Annotated in this window: 17 protein-coding genes; 14 read left to right on the top strand and 3 right to left on the bottom strand. The window is 70.8% G+C overall.

Going from position 1 to position 16445, the window contains the following annotated elements:
• Nucleotides 1-50 precede the first annotated feature (50 nt).
• From FHP29_RS08880 to FHP29_RS08890, 3 genes are read left to right on the top strand one after another with little or no spacing between them, the layout of a single operon-like run.
• Nucleotides 51-1667, top strand: a complete 1617-nt coding sequence (locus tag FHP29_RS08880) for a YifB family Mg chelatase-like AAA ATPase (protein WP_139622514.1) — start codon at nucleotides 51-53, stop codon at nucleotides 1665-1667.
• Complete coding sequence (dprA, locus tag FHP29_RS08885; RefSeq protein WP_139622515.1) at nucleotides 1664-2812, top strand: DNA-processing protein DprA; 1149 nt, start codon at nucleotides 1664-1666, stop codon at nucleotides 2810-2812. The genes FHP29_RS08880 and dprA overlap by 4 nt, the downstream gene beginning before the upstream one ends.
• Nucleotides 2809-3744 (top strand): tyrosine recombinase XerC, encoded by a 936-nt coding sequence (locus FHP29_RS08890; RefSeq protein ID WP_139622516.1) that lies wholly within the window; start codon nucleotides 2809-2811, stop codon nucleotides 3742-3744. The genes dprA and FHP29_RS08890 overlap by 4 nt, the downstream gene beginning before the upstream one ends.
• Nucleotides 3745-3878: 134 nt before the next feature.
• Here FHP29_RS08890 and FHP29_RS08895 read toward each other — a convergent pair whose 3' ends face one another.
• On the bottom strand, nucleotides 3879-4478 hold the full coding sequence (locus FHP29_RS08895; RefSeq protein WP_139622517.1) for a murein hydrolase activator EnvC family protein: 600 nt from the start codon (nucleotides 4476-4478) through the stop codon (nucleotides 3879-3881).
• 318 nt (nucleotides 4479-4796) lie between these two features.
• Between FHP29_RS08895 and rpsB the strand changes: the two genes are divergently transcribed.
• The 8 genes from rpsB (at nucleotide 4797) to FHP29_RS08935 (ending at nucleotide 11758) form a co-directional block, all read left to right on the top strand.
• Nucleotides 4797-5711 (top strand): 30S ribosomal protein S2, encoded by a 915-nt coding sequence (gene rpsB / locus FHP29_RS08900; RefSeq protein ID WP_139622518.1) that lies wholly within the window; start codon nucleotides 4797-4799, stop codon nucleotides 5709-5711.
• A 42-nt stretch (nucleotides 5712-5753) separates the two neighbouring features.
• On the top strand, nucleotides 5754-6563 hold the full coding sequence (gene tsf, locus FHP29_RS08905; RefSeq protein ID WP_139622519.1) for a translation elongation factor Ts: 810 nt from the start codon (nucleotides 5754-5756) through the stop codon (nucleotides 6561-6563).
• A 176-nt stretch (nucleotides 6564-6739) separates the two neighbouring features.
• A complete protein-coding gene (locus FHP29_RS08910; protein ID WP_139622520.1) occupies nucleotides 6740-7951 on the top strand; it encodes an SHOCT domain-containing protein in 1212 nt (403 codons plus the stop codon).
• Nucleotides 7948-9204, top strand: coding sequence for a TFIIB-type zinc ribbon-containing protein (locus FHP29_RS08915; RefSeq protein ID WP_139622521.1), 1257 nt, complete (start codon nucleotides 7948-7950; stop codon nucleotides 9202-9204). The genes FHP29_RS08910 and FHP29_RS08915 overlap by 4 nt, the downstream gene beginning before the upstream one ends.
• A complete protein-coding gene (locus tag FHP29_RS08920; RefSeq protein ID WP_205013971.1) occupies nucleotides 9201-9494 on the top strand; it encodes a hypothetical protein in 294 nt (97 codons plus the stop codon). The genes FHP29_RS08915 and FHP29_RS08920 overlap by 4 nt, the downstream gene beginning before the upstream one ends.
• Before the next feature lie 34 nt (nucleotides 9495-9528).
• Nucleotides 9529-10242, top strand: a complete 714-nt coding sequence (gene pyrH, locus FHP29_RS08925) for a UMP kinase (RefSeq protein ID WP_139622522.1) — start codon at nucleotides 9529-9531, stop codon at nucleotides 10240-10242.
• A gap of 51 nt (nucleotides 10243-10293) precedes the next feature.
• On the top strand, nucleotides 10294-10848 hold the full coding sequence (frr, locus tag FHP29_RS08930) for a ribosome recycling factor (protein WP_192903999.1): 555 nt from the start codon (nucleotides 10294-10296) through the stop codon (nucleotides 10846-10848).
• A gap of 22 nt (nucleotides 10849-10870) precedes the next feature.
• Complete coding sequence (locus FHP29_RS08935) at nucleotides 10871-11758, top strand: phosphatidate cytidylyltransferase (RefSeq protein WP_139622524.1); 888 nt, start codon at nucleotides 10871-10873, stop codon at nucleotides 11756-11758.
• A 10-nt stretch (nucleotides 11759-11768) separates the two neighbouring features.
• Here the strand turns inward: FHP29_RS08935 and FHP29_RS08940 are convergent, their stop codons facing one another.
• Together FHP29_RS08940 and FHP29_RS08945 are read right to left on the bottom strand one after the other, a co-directional pair.
• Nucleotides 11769-12944, bottom strand: coding sequence for an aminotransferase class V-fold PLP-dependent enzyme (locus FHP29_RS08940; protein WP_139622525.1), 1176 nt, complete (start codon nucleotides 12942-12944; stop codon nucleotides 11769-11771).
• A complete protein-coding gene (locus tag FHP29_RS08945; RefSeq protein ID WP_205013972.1) occupies nucleotides 12941-13732 on the bottom strand; it encodes a tryptophan 2,3-dioxygenase in 792 nt (263 codons plus the stop codon). The genes FHP29_RS08940 and FHP29_RS08945 overlap by 4 nt, the downstream gene beginning before the upstream one ends.
• Before the next feature lie 118 nt (nucleotides 13733-13850).
• Here FHP29_RS08945 and FHP29_RS08950 point away from each other — a divergent pair, with 118 nt between their 5' ends.
• From FHP29_RS08950 to FHP29_RS08960, 3 genes are all read left to right on the top strand, one after another.
• On the top strand, nucleotides 13851-14222 hold the full coding sequence (locus tag FHP29_RS08950; protein WP_139622526.1) for a hypothetical protein: 372 nt from the start codon (nucleotides 13851-13853) through the stop codon (nucleotides 14220-14222).
• A gap of 64 nt (nucleotides 14223-14286) precedes the next feature.
• Entirely contained in the window at nucleotides 14287-15426 is a 1140-nt protein-coding gene (gene rlmN, locus FHP29_RS08955) for a dual-specificity RNA methyltransferase RlmN (RefSeq protein WP_139622527.1), read from the top strand.
• A 21-nt stretch (nucleotides 15427-15447) separates the two neighbouring features.
• Complete coding sequence (locus FHP29_RS08960; protein ID WP_139622528.1) at nucleotides 15448-16128, top strand: DUF4304 domain-containing protein; 681 nt, start codon at nucleotides 15448-15450, stop codon at nucleotides 16126-16128.
• The last annotated feature ends 317 nt before the right edge of the window (nucleotides 16129-16445 follow it).

Raw genomic sequence — 16445 nt, forward strand, 5'->3', positions numbered from 1 at the left:
CCACGCTCAGCGACCACCGTGGACCGACCGCTCCTCGGGAGGACCGACTGATGCCGTTCGCGACCGCCCGATGCGTGGCCCTCGACGGCGCGGTGGGCCACCTCATCGACGTACAGACCGACGTGTCCGTCGGCCAGCCGACCACGGTGGTGGTCGGTCGGGCGGACTCTTCCCTGCGGGAAGGGGTCGACCGCGTGCGGATGGCCCTCATCAACACCGACCTGCGCTGGCCGGCGACCAAGCGCTGCACCTTCCTCTTCTCGCCGGCCGACCTGCGCAAGTCGGGCACGCACTTCGACCTGGCCATGGCGGTCAGCCTGATGGCCGCCGACGGCCAGCTCGAGCCCCGATGGCTCGACGGCGCGGCCTTCGTCGGCGAGCTCACCCTCGCCGGCGGCCTGCGCCCGGCCCTGGGCGTGCTGCCGATGGCGCTCGCCGCCGCTGCCGCCGGGCTGGCGCGGATCTACGTCCCCGAGCCCCAGATCGCCGAGGCGATGATGGTGCCGGGGATGGAGGTGGTCGGTGCGCGCTCGCTCGGCCAGGTCGTGGCCGACCTGCGCCGCGAGGACCTGCCGCTCGCGCCCCCGGTGGCCGCGACGAGCGGCGTGCAGCTCATCACCTGGCGCGGGGCGGAGCGGCTCGACGAGCTCGACATCGCCGACCTGCGCGGCATGGAGGAGGAGAAGTACGCCGTCGAGGTCGCCGCCGCCGGCGGTCACCCGATCCAGCTCTCAGGCCCGAAGGGCTGCGGCAAGACCAGTCTCGCCGAGCGGATCCCGACGATCCTGCCCGACCTGACGCCCGAGGAGTCGCTCGAGCTCACCGCCCTGCACTCCCTGGCCGGTGTCCTGGATCCCGGGGCGGGCATGGTGGTGCGTCCGCCCTTCGCCGCCCCGCACCACGACGCGAGCAAGGCCAGCGTGGTCGGCGGCGGCTCCGGACGGGTGCAGCCCGGGGAGATCAGCCGTGCCCACTGCGGCGTCCTCTTCCTGGACGAGTTCCCCCTGTTCCGCACCGACGTCATCGAGGCTCTGCGCCAACCGCTGGAGAACGGCGAGATCACCATCGCGCGGCGCGACGAGTCGGTCACCCTGCCCGCGCGCGGGATGCTCGTCCTCGCCAGCAATCCCTGCCCCTGCGGCAACTGGACGGCCGCTGCCCGCGACAACAGGTGCACCTGCGCCGAGACCGTGCGCCGGGCCTATCGCGCGCGGATGTCCGGCCCGATCGTCGACCGGATCGACATCGTCCGCCACGTCCAGCCGGCGTCTCCGGCCAGCCACGACCCGTTCCGTTCGGCGGAGACCTCGGCCGAGATGCGGCTGCGGATCGCGGCGGCGCGCCAGCGACAGCGCGAGAGGTTCGCGGGCCGCAACTGGCGCCTCAACGCCCACGTCCCGAGCCCGCGGCTCAAGGACACCTGGCCGCTGCCCGACGCCGCCCAACGCGTCATCGACGCCGAGATGCTCACCGGGCGGCTCAGCGCGCGCGGCGCGGTGCGGGTCCACCGGTTGGCGCTGACCGTGGCCGATCTGCGCTCGGTCCGTGCCGGCCGCGACATCACGCCCGGCCTCGACGAGGTCCGCACCGCCCTGCGCCTGCGGACCGGGCAGCCGCTCGACCTCGCCATGTTCCGGTCCGACGCGGGGGCGGAGGGAGTCGCATGACGGTCTCGGCCGAGGAGCGTCTGGCCCGGGCCACCATCAGCATCGTCACCGAGCCCGGCGACGTGCGATGCCTGGGACTGACCCGCGAGCTCGGCGGAGTCCGGTTCCTCGACGTCCTCCACGAGCAGCCCGACCTGCGCCCCGAGCTCACCGCGGCCGCCGCCCGCCTGGCCGGAGCCCAGCCCGAGCGGGTGCTCGAGAGCGCCGCTCGGCGTGGCATCCGGTTCCTCGTGCCCGGCGACGACGAGTGGCCGACCGCGCTCGACGACCTGGCCGGCGCCGGCGTGCTGCAGGCTCGCGGCGAGGTCCCCGTCGGGCTGTGGGTCCGCGGACCGCTGCGCCTCGACGAGCTCCACGGCGCCGTGGCCATCGTCGGCTCCCGCTCCTCGACGCAGTACGGCGACCTGGTGGCCGGCGACATGGCGGCCGTCGTCGCGGGCGCGGGCCGCACCGTGATCTCCGGTGCCGCCTACGGCGTGGACTATGCCGCCCACCGTGGTGCGGTGAGCGTCGACGGGCGCACGGTCGCGGTCCTCGCCTGCGGCGTCGACGTCGCCTATCCACAAGCGCACCGGCAGATGCTCGACCATCTCGGCGAGCACCACGTCGTGGTGTCCGAGGCGCCTCCCGGCGCGGCTCCGTTCCGGATCCGGTTCCTGGCCCGCAACCGGTTGATCGCGGCTCTCGCCCAGGGGACGGTGGTGGTCGAGGCGGCGATCCGCAGCGGGGCGCTCAACACGGCATCGTGGGCCGACCGGCTGCACCGCCCGGTGATGGGCGTTCCGGGTCCGGTGGTCAGCGCGGCCTCGGAGGGGGTCCACGAGCTGCTCCGCGTCGGCGGTGCCTCCCTGGTGACCGGCGGCGCCGACGTGCTCGAGCTCCTCAGCCCGTCGGGAGAGCACCTGCTCGACGTGCGCCGGGCCGCGGACCAGCCCCGGGACCGTCTGTCGGTCCCCGCCCGCCAGGTCCTCGACGCCGTCCCGGTCTCCTCGCCGGCCCCGACCGCGTCCGTGGCACGGGTGGCCGGAATGGCCGCCGACGAGGTGGCCCGGCTGCTGGGCGATCTCGCCGCGGCGGGACACGTCGAGCAGTTGCCGACAGGGTGGCGGCTGGGGGAGGAGATGCGCTCTACGATCGATCAATGACCGACGGCCCGGATCCCCTGACGGAGGCGTTCGCGCGCACCCTCGGGGACTACGAGCGCCACCTCGTCGCCGAGCGCGACCTCGCCCGGCACACCGTCCGGGCCTATGTCGGGGACATCGCCGGCATGCTGGAGCACGCCGGACGCCTGGGACTGGGCGACGTGACCGAGCTGGATCTGAGGACGCTGCGCAGCTGGCTGGCCAAGCAGCAGAGCCTCGGCCTGTCGCGCACCACGCTGGCGCGTCGCGCGACCGCCGCCCGCGTGTTCACCGCGTGGCTGGCCCGGACCGGCCGGACGGCGAGCGACGTGGGCTCCGCCCTCGGCTCGCCCCGTCCGCACCGCACCCTGCCCGGCGTGCTGCGGGTCGACGAGGCCACCCGGCTCATCGGGGCGGCGACGGAGCTGGCCGCCGAGGACGACAGCGCGGTCGGCCTGCGCGACGTGGCGATGCTGGAGCTGCTCTACGCGACCGGGATGCGGGTGGGCGAGCTGTGCGGGCTCGACGTCGACGACGTCGATCGCGACCGCAACGTCGTGCGGGTCTTCGGCAAGGGGCGCAAGGAGCGCACGGTGCCGTTCGGGCATCCGGCCGCCGCTGCCCTCGACCGGTGGCTCGCGCACGGAAGGTCCACCCTGGCGCGCCCCGGATCGGGACCCGCGCTCTTCCTCGGCGCCCGCGGCGGCCGCATCGACCAGAGGGCCGTCCGCACGCTGGTCCATCGCCGGCTCGCCGACGTACCGGGGGCGCCGGACCTGGGACCGCACGGCCTGCGGCACAGCGCGGCGACCCACCTGCTCGAGGGCGGGGCGGACCTGAGATCGGTCCAGGAGCTGCTCGGCCACGCGTCGCTGGCGACCACCCAGCGCTACACCCATGTCACCACCGACCGCCTGCGCCGGGCCTACCAGCAGGCGCACCCGCGCGCCTGATCCTCCTCGTCCACATCCGCGCGCGGACGTCATACGAAGGGTGGTCTGGAGCCCACGGTTCGTATGACGTCAGCGGGAACCCGGGCCGGCCACCCCATCCCGGCCCCCCTGCTCGGGCACCCTGCTCGGCACCGTCACCGGGCGTGCTGGACAGCGGCGGCGGCGATGATCACCGCGCGACGGTAGGCCGCGGCGGGAGTGGTCCGTGCGGCGGGTGAGCGCGGGAGGACGCGGGCGGGCTCGTCGCGCCACAGGGGGAGCAGGCGGACCGGTCCGGCGCCGACCAGCCGGAGCGGGTCGAGGTAGGTCCTTCCCGCGATCCAGCCCCAATGCAGGCAGGCGCGCGGGAAGCAGTGCGACCCGGCCAGCTCGAGGGTGCCGATGACGTCGCCGGCCGCGACGGAGACCCCCACCCCGACGGACGCGGTGACCGGCTCGTAGGTGGTGCGCGTGCCGCCGTGACGCACCACCACGACCCCGCGCCCCGCGATCCGTGCGGCGAAGACGACGCGGCCGGGCAGCGCCGTACGGACCTGCTGGCCCACGCGGCCGGCCAGGTCGACGCCTCGGTGCCCGGCGCCGTACGGCGAGTCGGGCGGGTCGAACCGCTGCACGACCTCCGGCACCGGCTGGAGGGGCCAGATCCCCACCGGGTCGTCGGCGCGTGCCGAGGCGGGGGCGGCGAGCGCGAGGAGGGAGACGACGAGGGCGACGACGGCCGCTGCGCGGTTCATGTCCCCAGGGTGCGCGCGAGGTCCGCCGGAGGGCCCGGACGTGACGCGGGCTGTGGAGGAGGGACGGCGAGGACGGGGGCTGTGGAGAGCCGAGGTCACGGATTGGTACGACGAGCGCCCCACGCCGTAGGCTGGGGAGTACCGGTCCGCCCTGGACCGGAATTCGCTCGTCCGCAGACCACGACGGTCCCGCACTCCTCGCAGTGCCGGTGGCCGATCGCCCGTGGGCGTCGATCCTCAGTCCTTCCGGACCGCTCCGGAAGGTCGGATCACGCGCAGACGACAGGCTGAAACTGAAAACAACAGGAGAGAACCATCATGGCTGTCGTGACCATGCGCCAGCTCCTCGAGAGCGGCGTCCACTTCGGACACCAGACCCGTCGTTGGAACCCGAAGATGAAGCGATTCATCCTCACGGACCGCAACGGCATCTACATCATCGACCTGCAGCAGTCGCTGGCCTACATCGACCGCAGCTACGCCTTCGTCAAGGAGACCGTGGCCAAGGGCGGGACGATCATGTTCGTCGGCACCAAGAAGCAGGCCCAGGAGGCGATCGCCGAGCAGGCGACCCGCGTCGGCATGCCCTACGTCAACCAGCGCTGGCTGGGCGGCATGCTCACCAACTTCTCGACCGTGCACCAGCGGATCAACCGCCTCAAGGAGCTCGACGAGATCGACTTCGAGGACGTGGCCGGCTCGGGCCGCACCAAGAAGGAGCTCCTGCAGATGAAGCGGGAGCGCGACAAGCTCGACAAGACCCTGGGCGGCATCCGCGAGATGTCCCGGGTCCCGTCGGCCGTGTGGATCGTCGACACCAACAAGGAGCACCTCGCCGTCGAGGAGGCGCGCAAGCTGCGCATCCCGATCATCGCGATCCTCGACTCCAACTGTGACCCCGACGACGTCGACTTCCCGATCCCGGGCAACGACGACGCCATCCGCGCGGTCGGCCTGCTGACCCGCGTCATCGCGGACGCCGCGGCCGACGGGCTCATGTCCCGCTCGGGCGCCGGCTCGTCCTCGAGCCCCGCCGCCGAGGAGCCGCTCGCCGCGTGGGAGCGCGAGCTCCTCGAGGGTGACGCCGCTGCTCCGGCCGCCGAGGCCGCTGCCGAGGCTCCCGCCACGGAGGCCCCGGCCGCCGAGGCTCCCGAGGCCGCTGCCGCCGAGGCTCCGGCTGCCGAGGCTCCCGCCGAGGAGGCCCCCGCGGCCGACGCTCCGGCCGAGGCCTGAGCCCTCACCGTCCACCCCCTTTCGAGAAATCAACGAGGATCCATGGCATTCACTGCTGCTGACGTCAAGAAGCTCCGCGAGCTGACCAGCGCCGGCATGATGGACTGCAAGAAGGCGCTCGACGAGACCGACGGCGACTTCGACAAGGCCGTCGAGCTGCTCCGCGTCAAGGGTGCCGCCAAGGCGGCCGCCCGCGGCGCCGAGCGCGAGGCCTCGGCCGGCCTGGTGGCCAACGCCGGTGGCGCGCTCATCGAGCTGAAGTCGGAGACCGACTTCGTCGCCAAGAACGACGAGTTCATCAAGGCCGCCCAGCAGATCGCCGAGGCGGTCGACGCGGGCAAGGCGACCGACACCGAGTCCGCCAAGGCGCTGCCGCTGGGCGACAGCACCGTCGGTCAGGTCGTCGAGAACCTCGCCATCACCATCGGCGAGAAGATCGAGCTCGGCAACGTCGCCTACTTCGACGGTCCGGTCGCGGTCTACCTGCACAAGCGTGCGGCCGACCTCCCGCCGGCCGTCGGCGTCATGGTCGAGTACGACGGTGACGAGGCCGCTGCCCGCGGCGCCGCCATGCAGGTGGCTGCCCTCAAGGCGCAGTACCTCACGCGCGACGAGGTCCCCGCGGACATCGTCGAGGCCGAGAAGGACGTCCTGACCAAGAAGACGATCGAGGAGGGCAAGCCCGAGGCTGCCGTCGCCAAGATCGTCGAGGGTCGCCTGGGTGGCTTCTTCAAGGAGCTCGTGCTCCTCGAGCAGGAGTCGGTCTCGGAGTCGAAGAAGACGGTCAAGGCCGTCCTCGCCGCCGCCAGCACCACCGTGAAGCGGTTCGCCCGCTTCGAGGTCGGCGCGTAACTGAGGCAACCGACGGCCGGTGGCCACCTTCGGGTGACCACCGGCCGTCTGCCTTTTTCACCTGTGCCCTCCCTGCCCACGGGGTAGGTTTGGCGCGCCCGGCCATCGGACATGTGTCGGCTCGGCGGTCCGCACTCGCGGTCGCACCTCGGTGTCAGGTGAAGGAGACAGGTCAAGTGGGACTCATCCAGGCTGCGATCGGTGCGATCGGGGGCACGCTGGCCGACCAGTGGGTCGACTTCTACGGCGTTCCCGACGGCGTCGGCTCCACGGTGGCGCTCTTCCCGGCCGTCGCGAAGGGACAGAACGCCGGCCGCGGCAGCAACACCCAGGGCTCGGACGGTGTGATCACCAACGGGTCGAAGATCATCGTCCCGGAGGGCTACGGCCTGGTGCTGCTCGAGGACGGGGCCTTCACCGGCTTCGCCGCCGAGCCGGGTGCCTACATCTGGAACTCCGACGACCCGGCCTCGCAGTCGATCTTCACCGGCGGCGGGCTCGTCGACTCGATCGTCAAGCAGAGCTGGGAGCGCTTCAAGTTCGGCGGACGCCCGTCGGCCCAGCAGTCGGCGATCTTCGTGACGCTCAAGGAGCTGCCCAACAACAAGTTCGGCACCCAGTCGGAGATCTACTGGGACGACGCCTTCCTCAACACCCAGGTCGGCGCGATCACCCGCGGCACCTACACGCTGAAGATCACCGACCCGCTGACCTTCATCCGCAACTTCGTGCCGGCCGACGTCATCGGCGGCCGCAAGCCGTTCGACTTCACCGACATCGACAACCCGGCCGGCGAGCAGCTGTTCAACGAGGTCGTCGGCTCGCTCGCGCCGGCCTTCTCGATGTACACCAACGACCCGGCGAAGGGGAACCGGATCGCGCGCCTGCAGCAGGACTCGATCGGCTTCGCCCAGTCCCTGTCGGCCGCCGTCGAGCAGAACTACCAGTGGCGCACCGACCGCGGTCTGGAGATCGTCAAGACCGCGATCATCTCGATCGAGTACGACGCCAACACCCGCGAGCTGCTCAAGAACGTCCAGCGTGCCGACGCCCTCTCCGGCTCGCGCGGCAACTCCAACCTGCAGGCCTCGGTCGCCGCGGGCATCGAGTCGGCCGGTGAGAACGCCGGACCGGGCGGCCTGATCGGGATGGGCATGGCCACCGGTGGGATGGGCCTGGGCGGCCTCCAGCAGCCGGTCCAGCAGCCCGCGCAACAGCAGGCGCCCGCCCCCGCGGCTCCCGCGGCCCCCGCGGCTCCCGCGGCCCCCGCGGCCCCCGCGGCCGAGGACCCGATGGCGGTGCTCAAGCGGGCCAAGGAGATGCTCGACGCCGGGCTGATCACCCAGGAGGACTACGACGCGGCGAAGGCGAAGGCGCTCGGTCTGTGAGCCAGGAGTCCGCTGAGCCGAAGCAACCCCCCTTCGACGGGCCACCCCTGTCGCTGGAGGAGGAGCTCGCCGCGGCCAGGGCCGAGCCGGAGCCGGGCCCGAGCATCGAGACCGTCAACGAGTCGCTCAAGGACGGTCTCAACCGTTGCCCCAAGTGCGGCTCGACGGACGTCCGGCTGCGCGCCTCGACCGGGATGCTGGTGTGCCTGTTCTGCCGCAACGAGTGGCACGAGGCGCGGGTCGAGGAGGAGTTCGGGCTCGGGGAGGGCATCGACGATCTGGAGGGCACCGTCATCGCGAGCGGTGCGGAGGACATCGCCGCCGACGCCTCCGACATGCTCACCTTCAAGTGTGAGGCGTGTGGTGCCGAGGTGGTCGTCGACACCGCCCACGCCCTCAACGCGCGCTGCCACTGGTGCCGGCACACCCTCAACGTGAACCAGCAGATCCCCAACGGCGCGGTCCCCGACGCGGTCCTTCCCTTCAAGCTGGTCAAGGAGGAGGCGATCGAGAAGATCCGCGAGTTCGCCTCCAAGCGACGGCTCTTCGCGCACAAGCGCTTCAAGAAGGAGTTCGTTCCGGAGAACGTCCTCGGCGTCTACCTGCCCTATCTCGTCATCGACGCCCGCGCCGAGTCCCAGTACTGGGGCAAGGGCGAGGTGCAGACCCGGCGTTGGACGGAGAAGAAGGGCGACGACACCGTCACCTACTACGCCGCCGACGTCTACCAGGTGTCCCGGCAGGTCAGGTTCACCGTCGACGACCTCACCGTCGAGGGCTCCTCCGAGCGCGCCGACTTCGGCTCGGACAAGACGAACAACATCATCAACACCATCTTGCCGTTCGACACGAAGAACGCCGTGAGATGGAACGCCAGCTATCTGGTCGGCTTCACCAGCGAGAAGCGCGACCTCAACGTCGAGGCGGTCACGCCGGTCCTCGAGGATCAGCTGCTCTCCATCGGCCGCTCCCAGGTGCGCTCCTCCCTCGGCAGGTTCGACCGCGGGGTGCGCTGGGAGCAGGAGAAGCTCGACGTGGGCGGCTCCCGCTGGATCTCGATGTACCTCCCGGTCTGGCTGTACTCCTACCAGCAGGAGAGCAACGGCGTGCTCCACTACATCGCGGTCAATGCCCGCACGGGGGAGACGATGGGCAGCATCCCCGTCTCCCAGCCCAAGCTGCTCCTCGCGGCGTTCACGGTCGGCACCGTCCTCGAGGGCATCGCCGGCGCGATCCTGGTGGCGACGGCATGAGCGGCATGATCGGCGAGCTGATCACGGCGATCCTCCCGCTGTCCTCCGACGACGGTGCGATCTGGCTGCTGGCGGCCGGGCCCGCGGGCGGCGTCGCGACGTACTGGGCCGTCCACCGCTACTACCGCAACACCGACAAGTCGCACCACTTCGAGCGCGACACGATCATCGAGGGTCAGCCGGTCCAGGGCGGCGAGGACAAGGTGGGCCACATCTCCAAGACCCGCGACTCCGGGATCGACGGCGACAACAGCGGCAACTTCCGGCAGCGGGTGCAGCGGGTGCAATGAGGAGGTGCCGCCGCACCCCCGGTAAGGTCGGGCCGTGCCCGGTTACAAGCGAGTCCTCCTGAAGCTCTCCGGTGAGGTGTTCGGCGGTGGCAAGGTCGGGGTCGACCCCGATGTCGTGCAGGCGCTGGCGCACGAGGTGAAGGCGGTCGCCGACGCCGGCGTCCAGATCGCCGTGGTGACCGGTGGCGGCAACTTCTTCCGCGGCGCCGAGCTGCAGCAGCGTGGCATGGACCGGGTGCGCGCCGACTACATGGGCATGCTCGGCATCGTCATGAACTGCCTCGCCCTCCAGGACTTCCTGGAGAAGGAGGGCGTCGAGACCCGGGTGCAGACCGCGATCACGATGGGACAGGTCGCCGAGCCCTACATCCCGCGACGCGCGATCCGGCACATGGAGAAGGGCCGCGTGGTCATCTTCGGCGCCGGCATGGGTCTGCCGTACTTCTCGACCGACACGGTCGCCGTCCAGCGGGCGCTGGAGAGCAAGTGCGACGTGGTTCTGGTGGCCAAGAGCGGCGTCGACGGCGTCTACAGCGCCGACCCGAACGTCGACCCGACGGCGACGAAGTACGACGAGCTCACCTACGACGACGCGATCGCCGAGGGCCTGCGGATCATGGACCAGACCGCCTTCGCGCTGTGCGGCGAGAACAAGCTCCCGATGATCGTCTTCGGCATGCAGCCCGAGGGCAACATCCTGCGTGTCGTGCAGGGTGAGAGGATCGGCACGCGGGTCAGCGCGGGCTGAGGTCACGCCAGATCGGGCCCCAGATCAGCATCAGACGAAGGAGAACCGGTGATCAACGACACCCTCAACGAGGCCGACCAGAAGATGGGCAAGTCGGTCGACGCGACCCGTGAGGAGTTCGCGGCGATCCGTGCCGGGCGTGCCCACCCCAGCATGTTCAGCAAGATCCTGGTCGACTACTACGGCACCCCCACGCCGCTGCAGCAGCTGGCGTCGTTCACGGCTCCGGAGGCGCGGATCATCATCGTCTCGCCGTACGACGTGGGTGCGCTCAACAACGTGGAGAAGGCCATCCGCGACTCCGACCTCGGCGTGAACCCCTCCAGCGACGGCAAGCAGCTGCGCTGCGTGTTCCCCGAGCTCACCGAGGAGCGCCGCAAGGAGTTCATCAAGCTGGCCAAGGAGAAGGCCGAGGGCGGCAAGGTCGCCGTGCGCCAGGTCCGGCAGAAGGCCAAGCAGGCCCTCGAGAAGCTCGAGAAGGACGGCGAGGTCGGCAAGGACGACGTCACCGGCGCCGAGAAGCGCCTCGACGGCCTGACCAAGAAGCACACCGAGGCGATCGACGAGCTGCTCAAGAACAAGGAAGCCGAGCTGCTCGAGGTCTGACCTCGAACCGCTCCCACTCTCCATGTCCTCGACGTCGACGCCGTCCTCGAACGGCGCTGCCCCGAAGAAGGACCACGGCCGGGCCGGCCGGGACCTGAAGGCGGCGGTGGGCTCGGCGGTCGTGCTCCTCAGCGCGATCGCCGCCTCCCTGCTGTTCTGGAAGCCCGCGTTCATGGTGATCGTGGCGATCGCCGTCGTCGTGGCGGTGTGGGAGCTGCGCAAGGGCCTGCTCGCCAAGGACATCGACCTGCCCGAGCAGCCGCTGATGGCCGGCGGCGTGACCATGGTCGTCGTCGCCTATCTCTGGGGCTCGGCGGCGCTGGTGACGGCGACAGCGGTCAGCGCGCTGGTGATCATGCTGTGGCTGCTGCGCCGCGGCATCGACGGCTACGTCAAGAACGCCACCGCCTCGGTCTTCGCGCTGGTCTACGTCCCGTTCCTGGGCTCGTTCGTCGCGTTGATGCTGGCCGAGGGCGGGCGTGGCGGCGGAGGTCTCGACGACCCGGGCGTGAAGGGGATCATCACCTTCATCCTGGTCACCATCGCCTCCGACATCGGCGGGTACGTCGCGGGCGTGCTCTTCGGCAAGCACCCGATGGCCCCGGTCATCTCGCCCAAGAAGTCCTGGGAGGGCTTCGCCGGGTCGGCCCTGGCGACCGTCGGCGCCGGCGTCGCGCTGGTCGTGTGGCTGCTCGACGGCGACTGGTGGATCGGTGTGGCGCTCGGCCTGATCGCGGTCGTGATGGCCACCCTCGGCGACCTGTGCGAGTCGGTGATGAAGCGCGACCTGGGCATCAAGGACATGAGCCAGGTCATCCCCGGCCACGGTGGGCTGATGGACCGCCTCGACTCGCTGCTCGCCACGATCGCGCCGATCTGGCTGCTGCTGCACTACGGCATCTTCACCTGATCCACCCGGCTCACCTGGTGCCCGCGGCGACCTCGCCGAGCATGCCCATCGCCTCGGTGAGCTGCTCGTCGGTGAGGTACGGCGCCGGCCCGAACCGCAGGTGCGGGCCGCGGCTGTCGGTCAGCACCCCGCACTCGGCGAGCGCGGCCTGCAGTCGCGCGGCCTGCGCCGTGAACAGGGTGAGGAAGCCGCCGAAGCCGTCGGCAGGCGTCTCGCGGTCGCGGGTGACGAGCTCCGCGGGCAGGTCGAGGTCGTCGAAGGCGTCGGCGAGCAGACCGCGCTGGTGCAGGGAGATCTCCCGCAGTCTCGGGGGAGTCAGGCCCTGCTCGGCGAAGAAGTCGAGGACCCGGGCGGCGCGGTAGTGGCTGGTCGGGTCGTAGGTCGACCCGGCGAACCGGTCGCTGCCCCGGGCGTAGGCGACCGTGCCGGCCGCGGAGCCGCTGAGGTCGCCGAACTCGGCGTACCACCCGGTGATCACGGGCCGCAGCCCGTCGGCGTGCGGGGGGAGGCGCAGGAAGCAGTTGCCCTCGCCGAGCTGAAGGTACTTGTACCCTCCGCCGACGACCCAGGCGTCGGTCAGGCCCGCCTCGTGCACCGAGAGCGGGACGACGCCGAGCTGGTGGTAGGCGTCGACGAGGAGCTCGGTGCCGGTCCGGGCACAGGCGGCGGCGACGCCGTCGAGGCCCGGCACCAGCTGCGAGGTCTCGAAGAGCACCGAGGAGACCACGACAGCGGCGGTCCGGTCGTCGACGGCGGCCGCCAAGCGCTCCGCCAGGGTGGCGACCGGCCGGGCAGGCACCTTCACGACCTCGAGACCGGTCTCGGCGAGCCGATCGAGCTGGCGGCGCGCCGAGTGGAACTCGCCGTCGGTCGTGACCAGGCGCGGCCGGGTCCGCAGGTCGAGCGCGGACAGGAAGCGCACGACCAGCTCGTGGGTGTTCGCGCCGAGTGCGACGGCCGCACCCGGGTCGCCGAGCAGGGCGCGAACCCCGTCGCGGAGCCGCTCGGCCCGCTGCTGGGCCCGGCCCCACTTCTCGTCGACGGCCAGGGCGGCGTCGTCGTAGGCCTCGAGGATCGCGTCGCGGGCGACATCGGGCCAGGCCTGGTGCGAGTGCCCGGTCAGCAGCAGGCGGTCGGCGACCCGGAAGCGGCTGTAGTGCCGCGCGAGGTCTCCGGCCCGGCTCACATCTCGCTCCGGATCGCCCACAGATCCGGGAAGAGGGCGCGGGTGACGGTGCTCCACAGATAGCTCGCGCCGGAGGATCCGCCCGTGCCGGGCTTCGCGCCGATGGTGCGCTCGACCATCTTCACGTGCCGGTAGCGCCACTCCTGGAGTCCCTCGTCGAGGTCGACCAGGCGCTCGGCGACCTGGGCGGCACCGCCGTCGTCGGCGTACGCCGCCAGCAGCAGCCGCTGCACATCGGGGGAGGGCTCCCACGGCGAGGTGAGATCGCGTTCGAGGGCGGCGGCCGGGACGTCGTACCCCTGGGTGACGAGGTAGCGCAGGAACGAGTCGAACACGGACGGCCGCGACATGGCGGCCGCGATCCGGACCCGGCCGCTGCTGCCCTCGGGGTAGTGCTCGAACACTCGCGAGTCGCGGCGGCCGAGGGTGGCCTCGAGCTCGCGGAACTGGGCGGACTGGAAGCCGCTGGAGGCGTCGAGGCGGCCGCGGAAGCTGGTGAACTGGCGGGGGGTCATCGTCTCCAGCACGTCGACCTGCGCGACGTTGACCTTGAGGATGGTGAGCACCCGGCCGAGGGTGTGCAGCGCGCGCGGGCCGTCGCCGGCCTCGAGCCGCTGCTGCAGGCCGCTCAGCTCGTGCAGCATCTGCTTGAACCACAGCTCGTAGACCTGGTGGATCACGATGAAGAGGAGCTCGTCGTGCTCGTCCGAGCGGGGGTGCTGCGCGGCGAGGACGTCGTCGAGGGCGAGATAGCTGCTGTAGGTCAGCGAGGGGTGCGGGTCGGTCACCGGCCTACTGTCACAGGTCGGCGGGGCCGCGGGCCAGTACGACGCGCGCGGGACCCGGTGCGCGGGCGATCGCGCCGGATGTCGTTCCGCGGGCTGTGGCCGCTACGATCGCCCGGACATGAGTGAGGCAGGCGAGGACCGCGTGGGCGGCGAGGTGGACGCACCGGAGGACCGGTCCCGTCGTCCCGACTGGTTCCACCGCGGACACCCGATCTTCTTCCCGCTCGCCGGCTTCTTCACCGGCATGCTGGCCATCATCGTCGTGCCCGGGCTGTACGCCGCCATCATCAAGTGGCTCGCGGGCTACAAGCGCGTCGAGGAGCTGTTCCCGTTCGTGCTGCTGATGTTCGTGGTGCCGATCGGGCTGCTGGTGCCGCACCACACCCGCCGGTTCGGCCGCTACATGCTGCTCGGGATGGTCTCGACCGTGCTCGTCGTCCTCGTCGTCGCCGCGGCCGTCGTCTGGTTCCTGCTCAGCAAGGACTCCTGAGCCCTCTTCCGGGGTCCGCGCGGGATTGGGACCGCGCGCCCGCGGGTGGGAGAATCGGTGGGACATGTCCGAGCAGCCCGCCGCGCAGCCGCGCCCGCTTCCCCTCGTCTTCGCCGAGCCCCGGGGGCGCAAGAAGCCACCCCGGCACCTCGCGGACCTCACCGAGGCCGAGCGCAAGGACCTGCTCGTCGAGATGGGCCTGCCCGGCTTCCGGGCCAAGCAGCTCGGCATGCACTACTTCGGCCGGCTGGTCCACGACCCCGCCGAGATGACCGACCTGCCGGCGGCCCAGCGCGCCGACCTGGTCGGCGCCCTCCTGCCGGACCTGATGGACCCGATCCGCCAGCAGAGCGCCGACAAGGGCAAGACGGTCAAGACGCTGTGGAAGCTCTTCGACGGCTCGCTCGTCGAGTCGGTGCTGATGCGCTACACGGACCGCGCCACGATCTGCATCTCCAGCCAGGCCGGCTGCGGGATGGCCTGCCCGTTCTGCGCGACCGGCCAGGGCGGCCTGCAGCGCAACATGTCGACCGCCGAGATCGTGCACCAGGTCGTCGTCGGGGCCCGCGCCATGGCCAACGGCGACGTCGCGGGCGGACCGGGTCGGCTCTCGAACGTCGTCTTCATGGGCATGGGCGAGCCGCTGGCCAACTACAAGGCCACCGTGGGCGCCGTACGCCGCCTGACCGAGCCGGCGCCGTCCGGGCTCGGCCTGTCGGCGCGCCACGTGACGGTCTCGACCGTCGGTCTGGTGCCGCGGATCAGGCAACTCGCCGGCGAGGGCATCCCCGTCACGCTCGCGCTGTCCCTGCACGCGCCCGACGACGAGCTGCGCAACGACCTGGTGCCGATCAACACGCGCTTCTCCGTGGCCGAGACCGTGGACGCGGCGTACGAGTACTTCGCCAAGACCGGACGGCGGGTCTCCATCGAGTACGCCCTGATGCGCGACATCAACGACCAGGGCTGGCGGGCCGACCTGCTCGCCGACGTGCTGTCCGCCGACGGCCGCGGCACCGGCTGGGTCCACATCAACCCGATCCCGCTCAACGAGGTCCCGGGCTCGCAGTTCACCCGGTCGCGCGAGGCGGACATGGACGAGGGCGTCCGCCGCCTCGAGGCCAAGGGCATCGCGACGACGATGCGCGACACCCGTGGCAGCGAGATCGACGCCGCCTGCGGGCAGCTCGCCGCATCTGAGTAGGGACTAGGCAAGACTCGTCCCATGGCGACCGCGGAATCGGAGCAGATGGCTGCCATCGTGGCTACCTTCGCCCCTCTGATGAAGCAGCAGGGCTTCAGGAAGCGCAGGCACTGCTTCAATCGGACAATGGACAGTGGCCTGGTCCACGTCGCCAACTTCTGGCAGCACCCGAAGGAGCCTGCTGCTTGGACAGAGGTGTCGGGTCTGCGTGAGCGCCGCTACGGGACCTTCCGCCTGGACTTTGGTGTGTACGTGCCCGAAATCAAACGCGGTGGGTCACCGCGGTCCGATTGGATCAACGACTACAACTGCCATCTGCGCCGGACGGCCGGACAGCTTGAGGGCGCGCAGCACGACATGTGGCTGCCGATTGATGACCCGGAGAGCGTCGAGCACACCCAGAGGAGCCTGGAGGAGTTTGGCTTCCCGTGGCTGGCGCGATTTGCCAGCCACGACGCGGTGCTTGATGAGTTTCATAGGTATGGAGCGGTAGGTATCGGCATGTCACCCGCCGGAGGTCTGGACATTGCCGACATGCTCATTGCCCTCGGGCGTCAGCAAGAAGCCCGGTCGGTTCTTGAAGGCTACGTCAGCAGGTCCGTGCTCAAGAGCCATGGCCAGTACCTCAGCGACTACTTGCGCGATCGAGGTCACCCCGACCTCGTGGATCGGATCCAGACTCATGAACCCACTCCGTCGTGAACCATGAGTGCTGTATCTGAGTGGCAGCGCCGCCCCGCCGCACACAGGGTCTCAACATGTCCGGTGGAGTTCAGGTGAGGTCAAGGCGATCAATGTCTGGCACGACGAACCTGCCCACGGCAGTGACCACTTCGTTGTCAATGTCGAGGTGTTCATCGGTGAGGTCGGTGAGGACAAGGTAGACAGCTTCAACCTCGTCTGTGCATCGCCCTCAATGCTTGCCGAGCTCTAATCCAGCGAGCGTTGGGGTGAGCCGCGCTTCGCGGAGGACGTTCTGCCTGGCGGCAACGTGCTACCGCTCACCGGCGTCTGGTTGA

This window comes from Nocardioides albidus (assembly GCF_006335005.1).
In the GTDB taxonomy this organism is placed as follows: Bacteria; Actinomycetota; Actinomycetes; order Propionibacteriales; family Nocardioidaceae; genus Nocardioides; species Nocardioides albidus.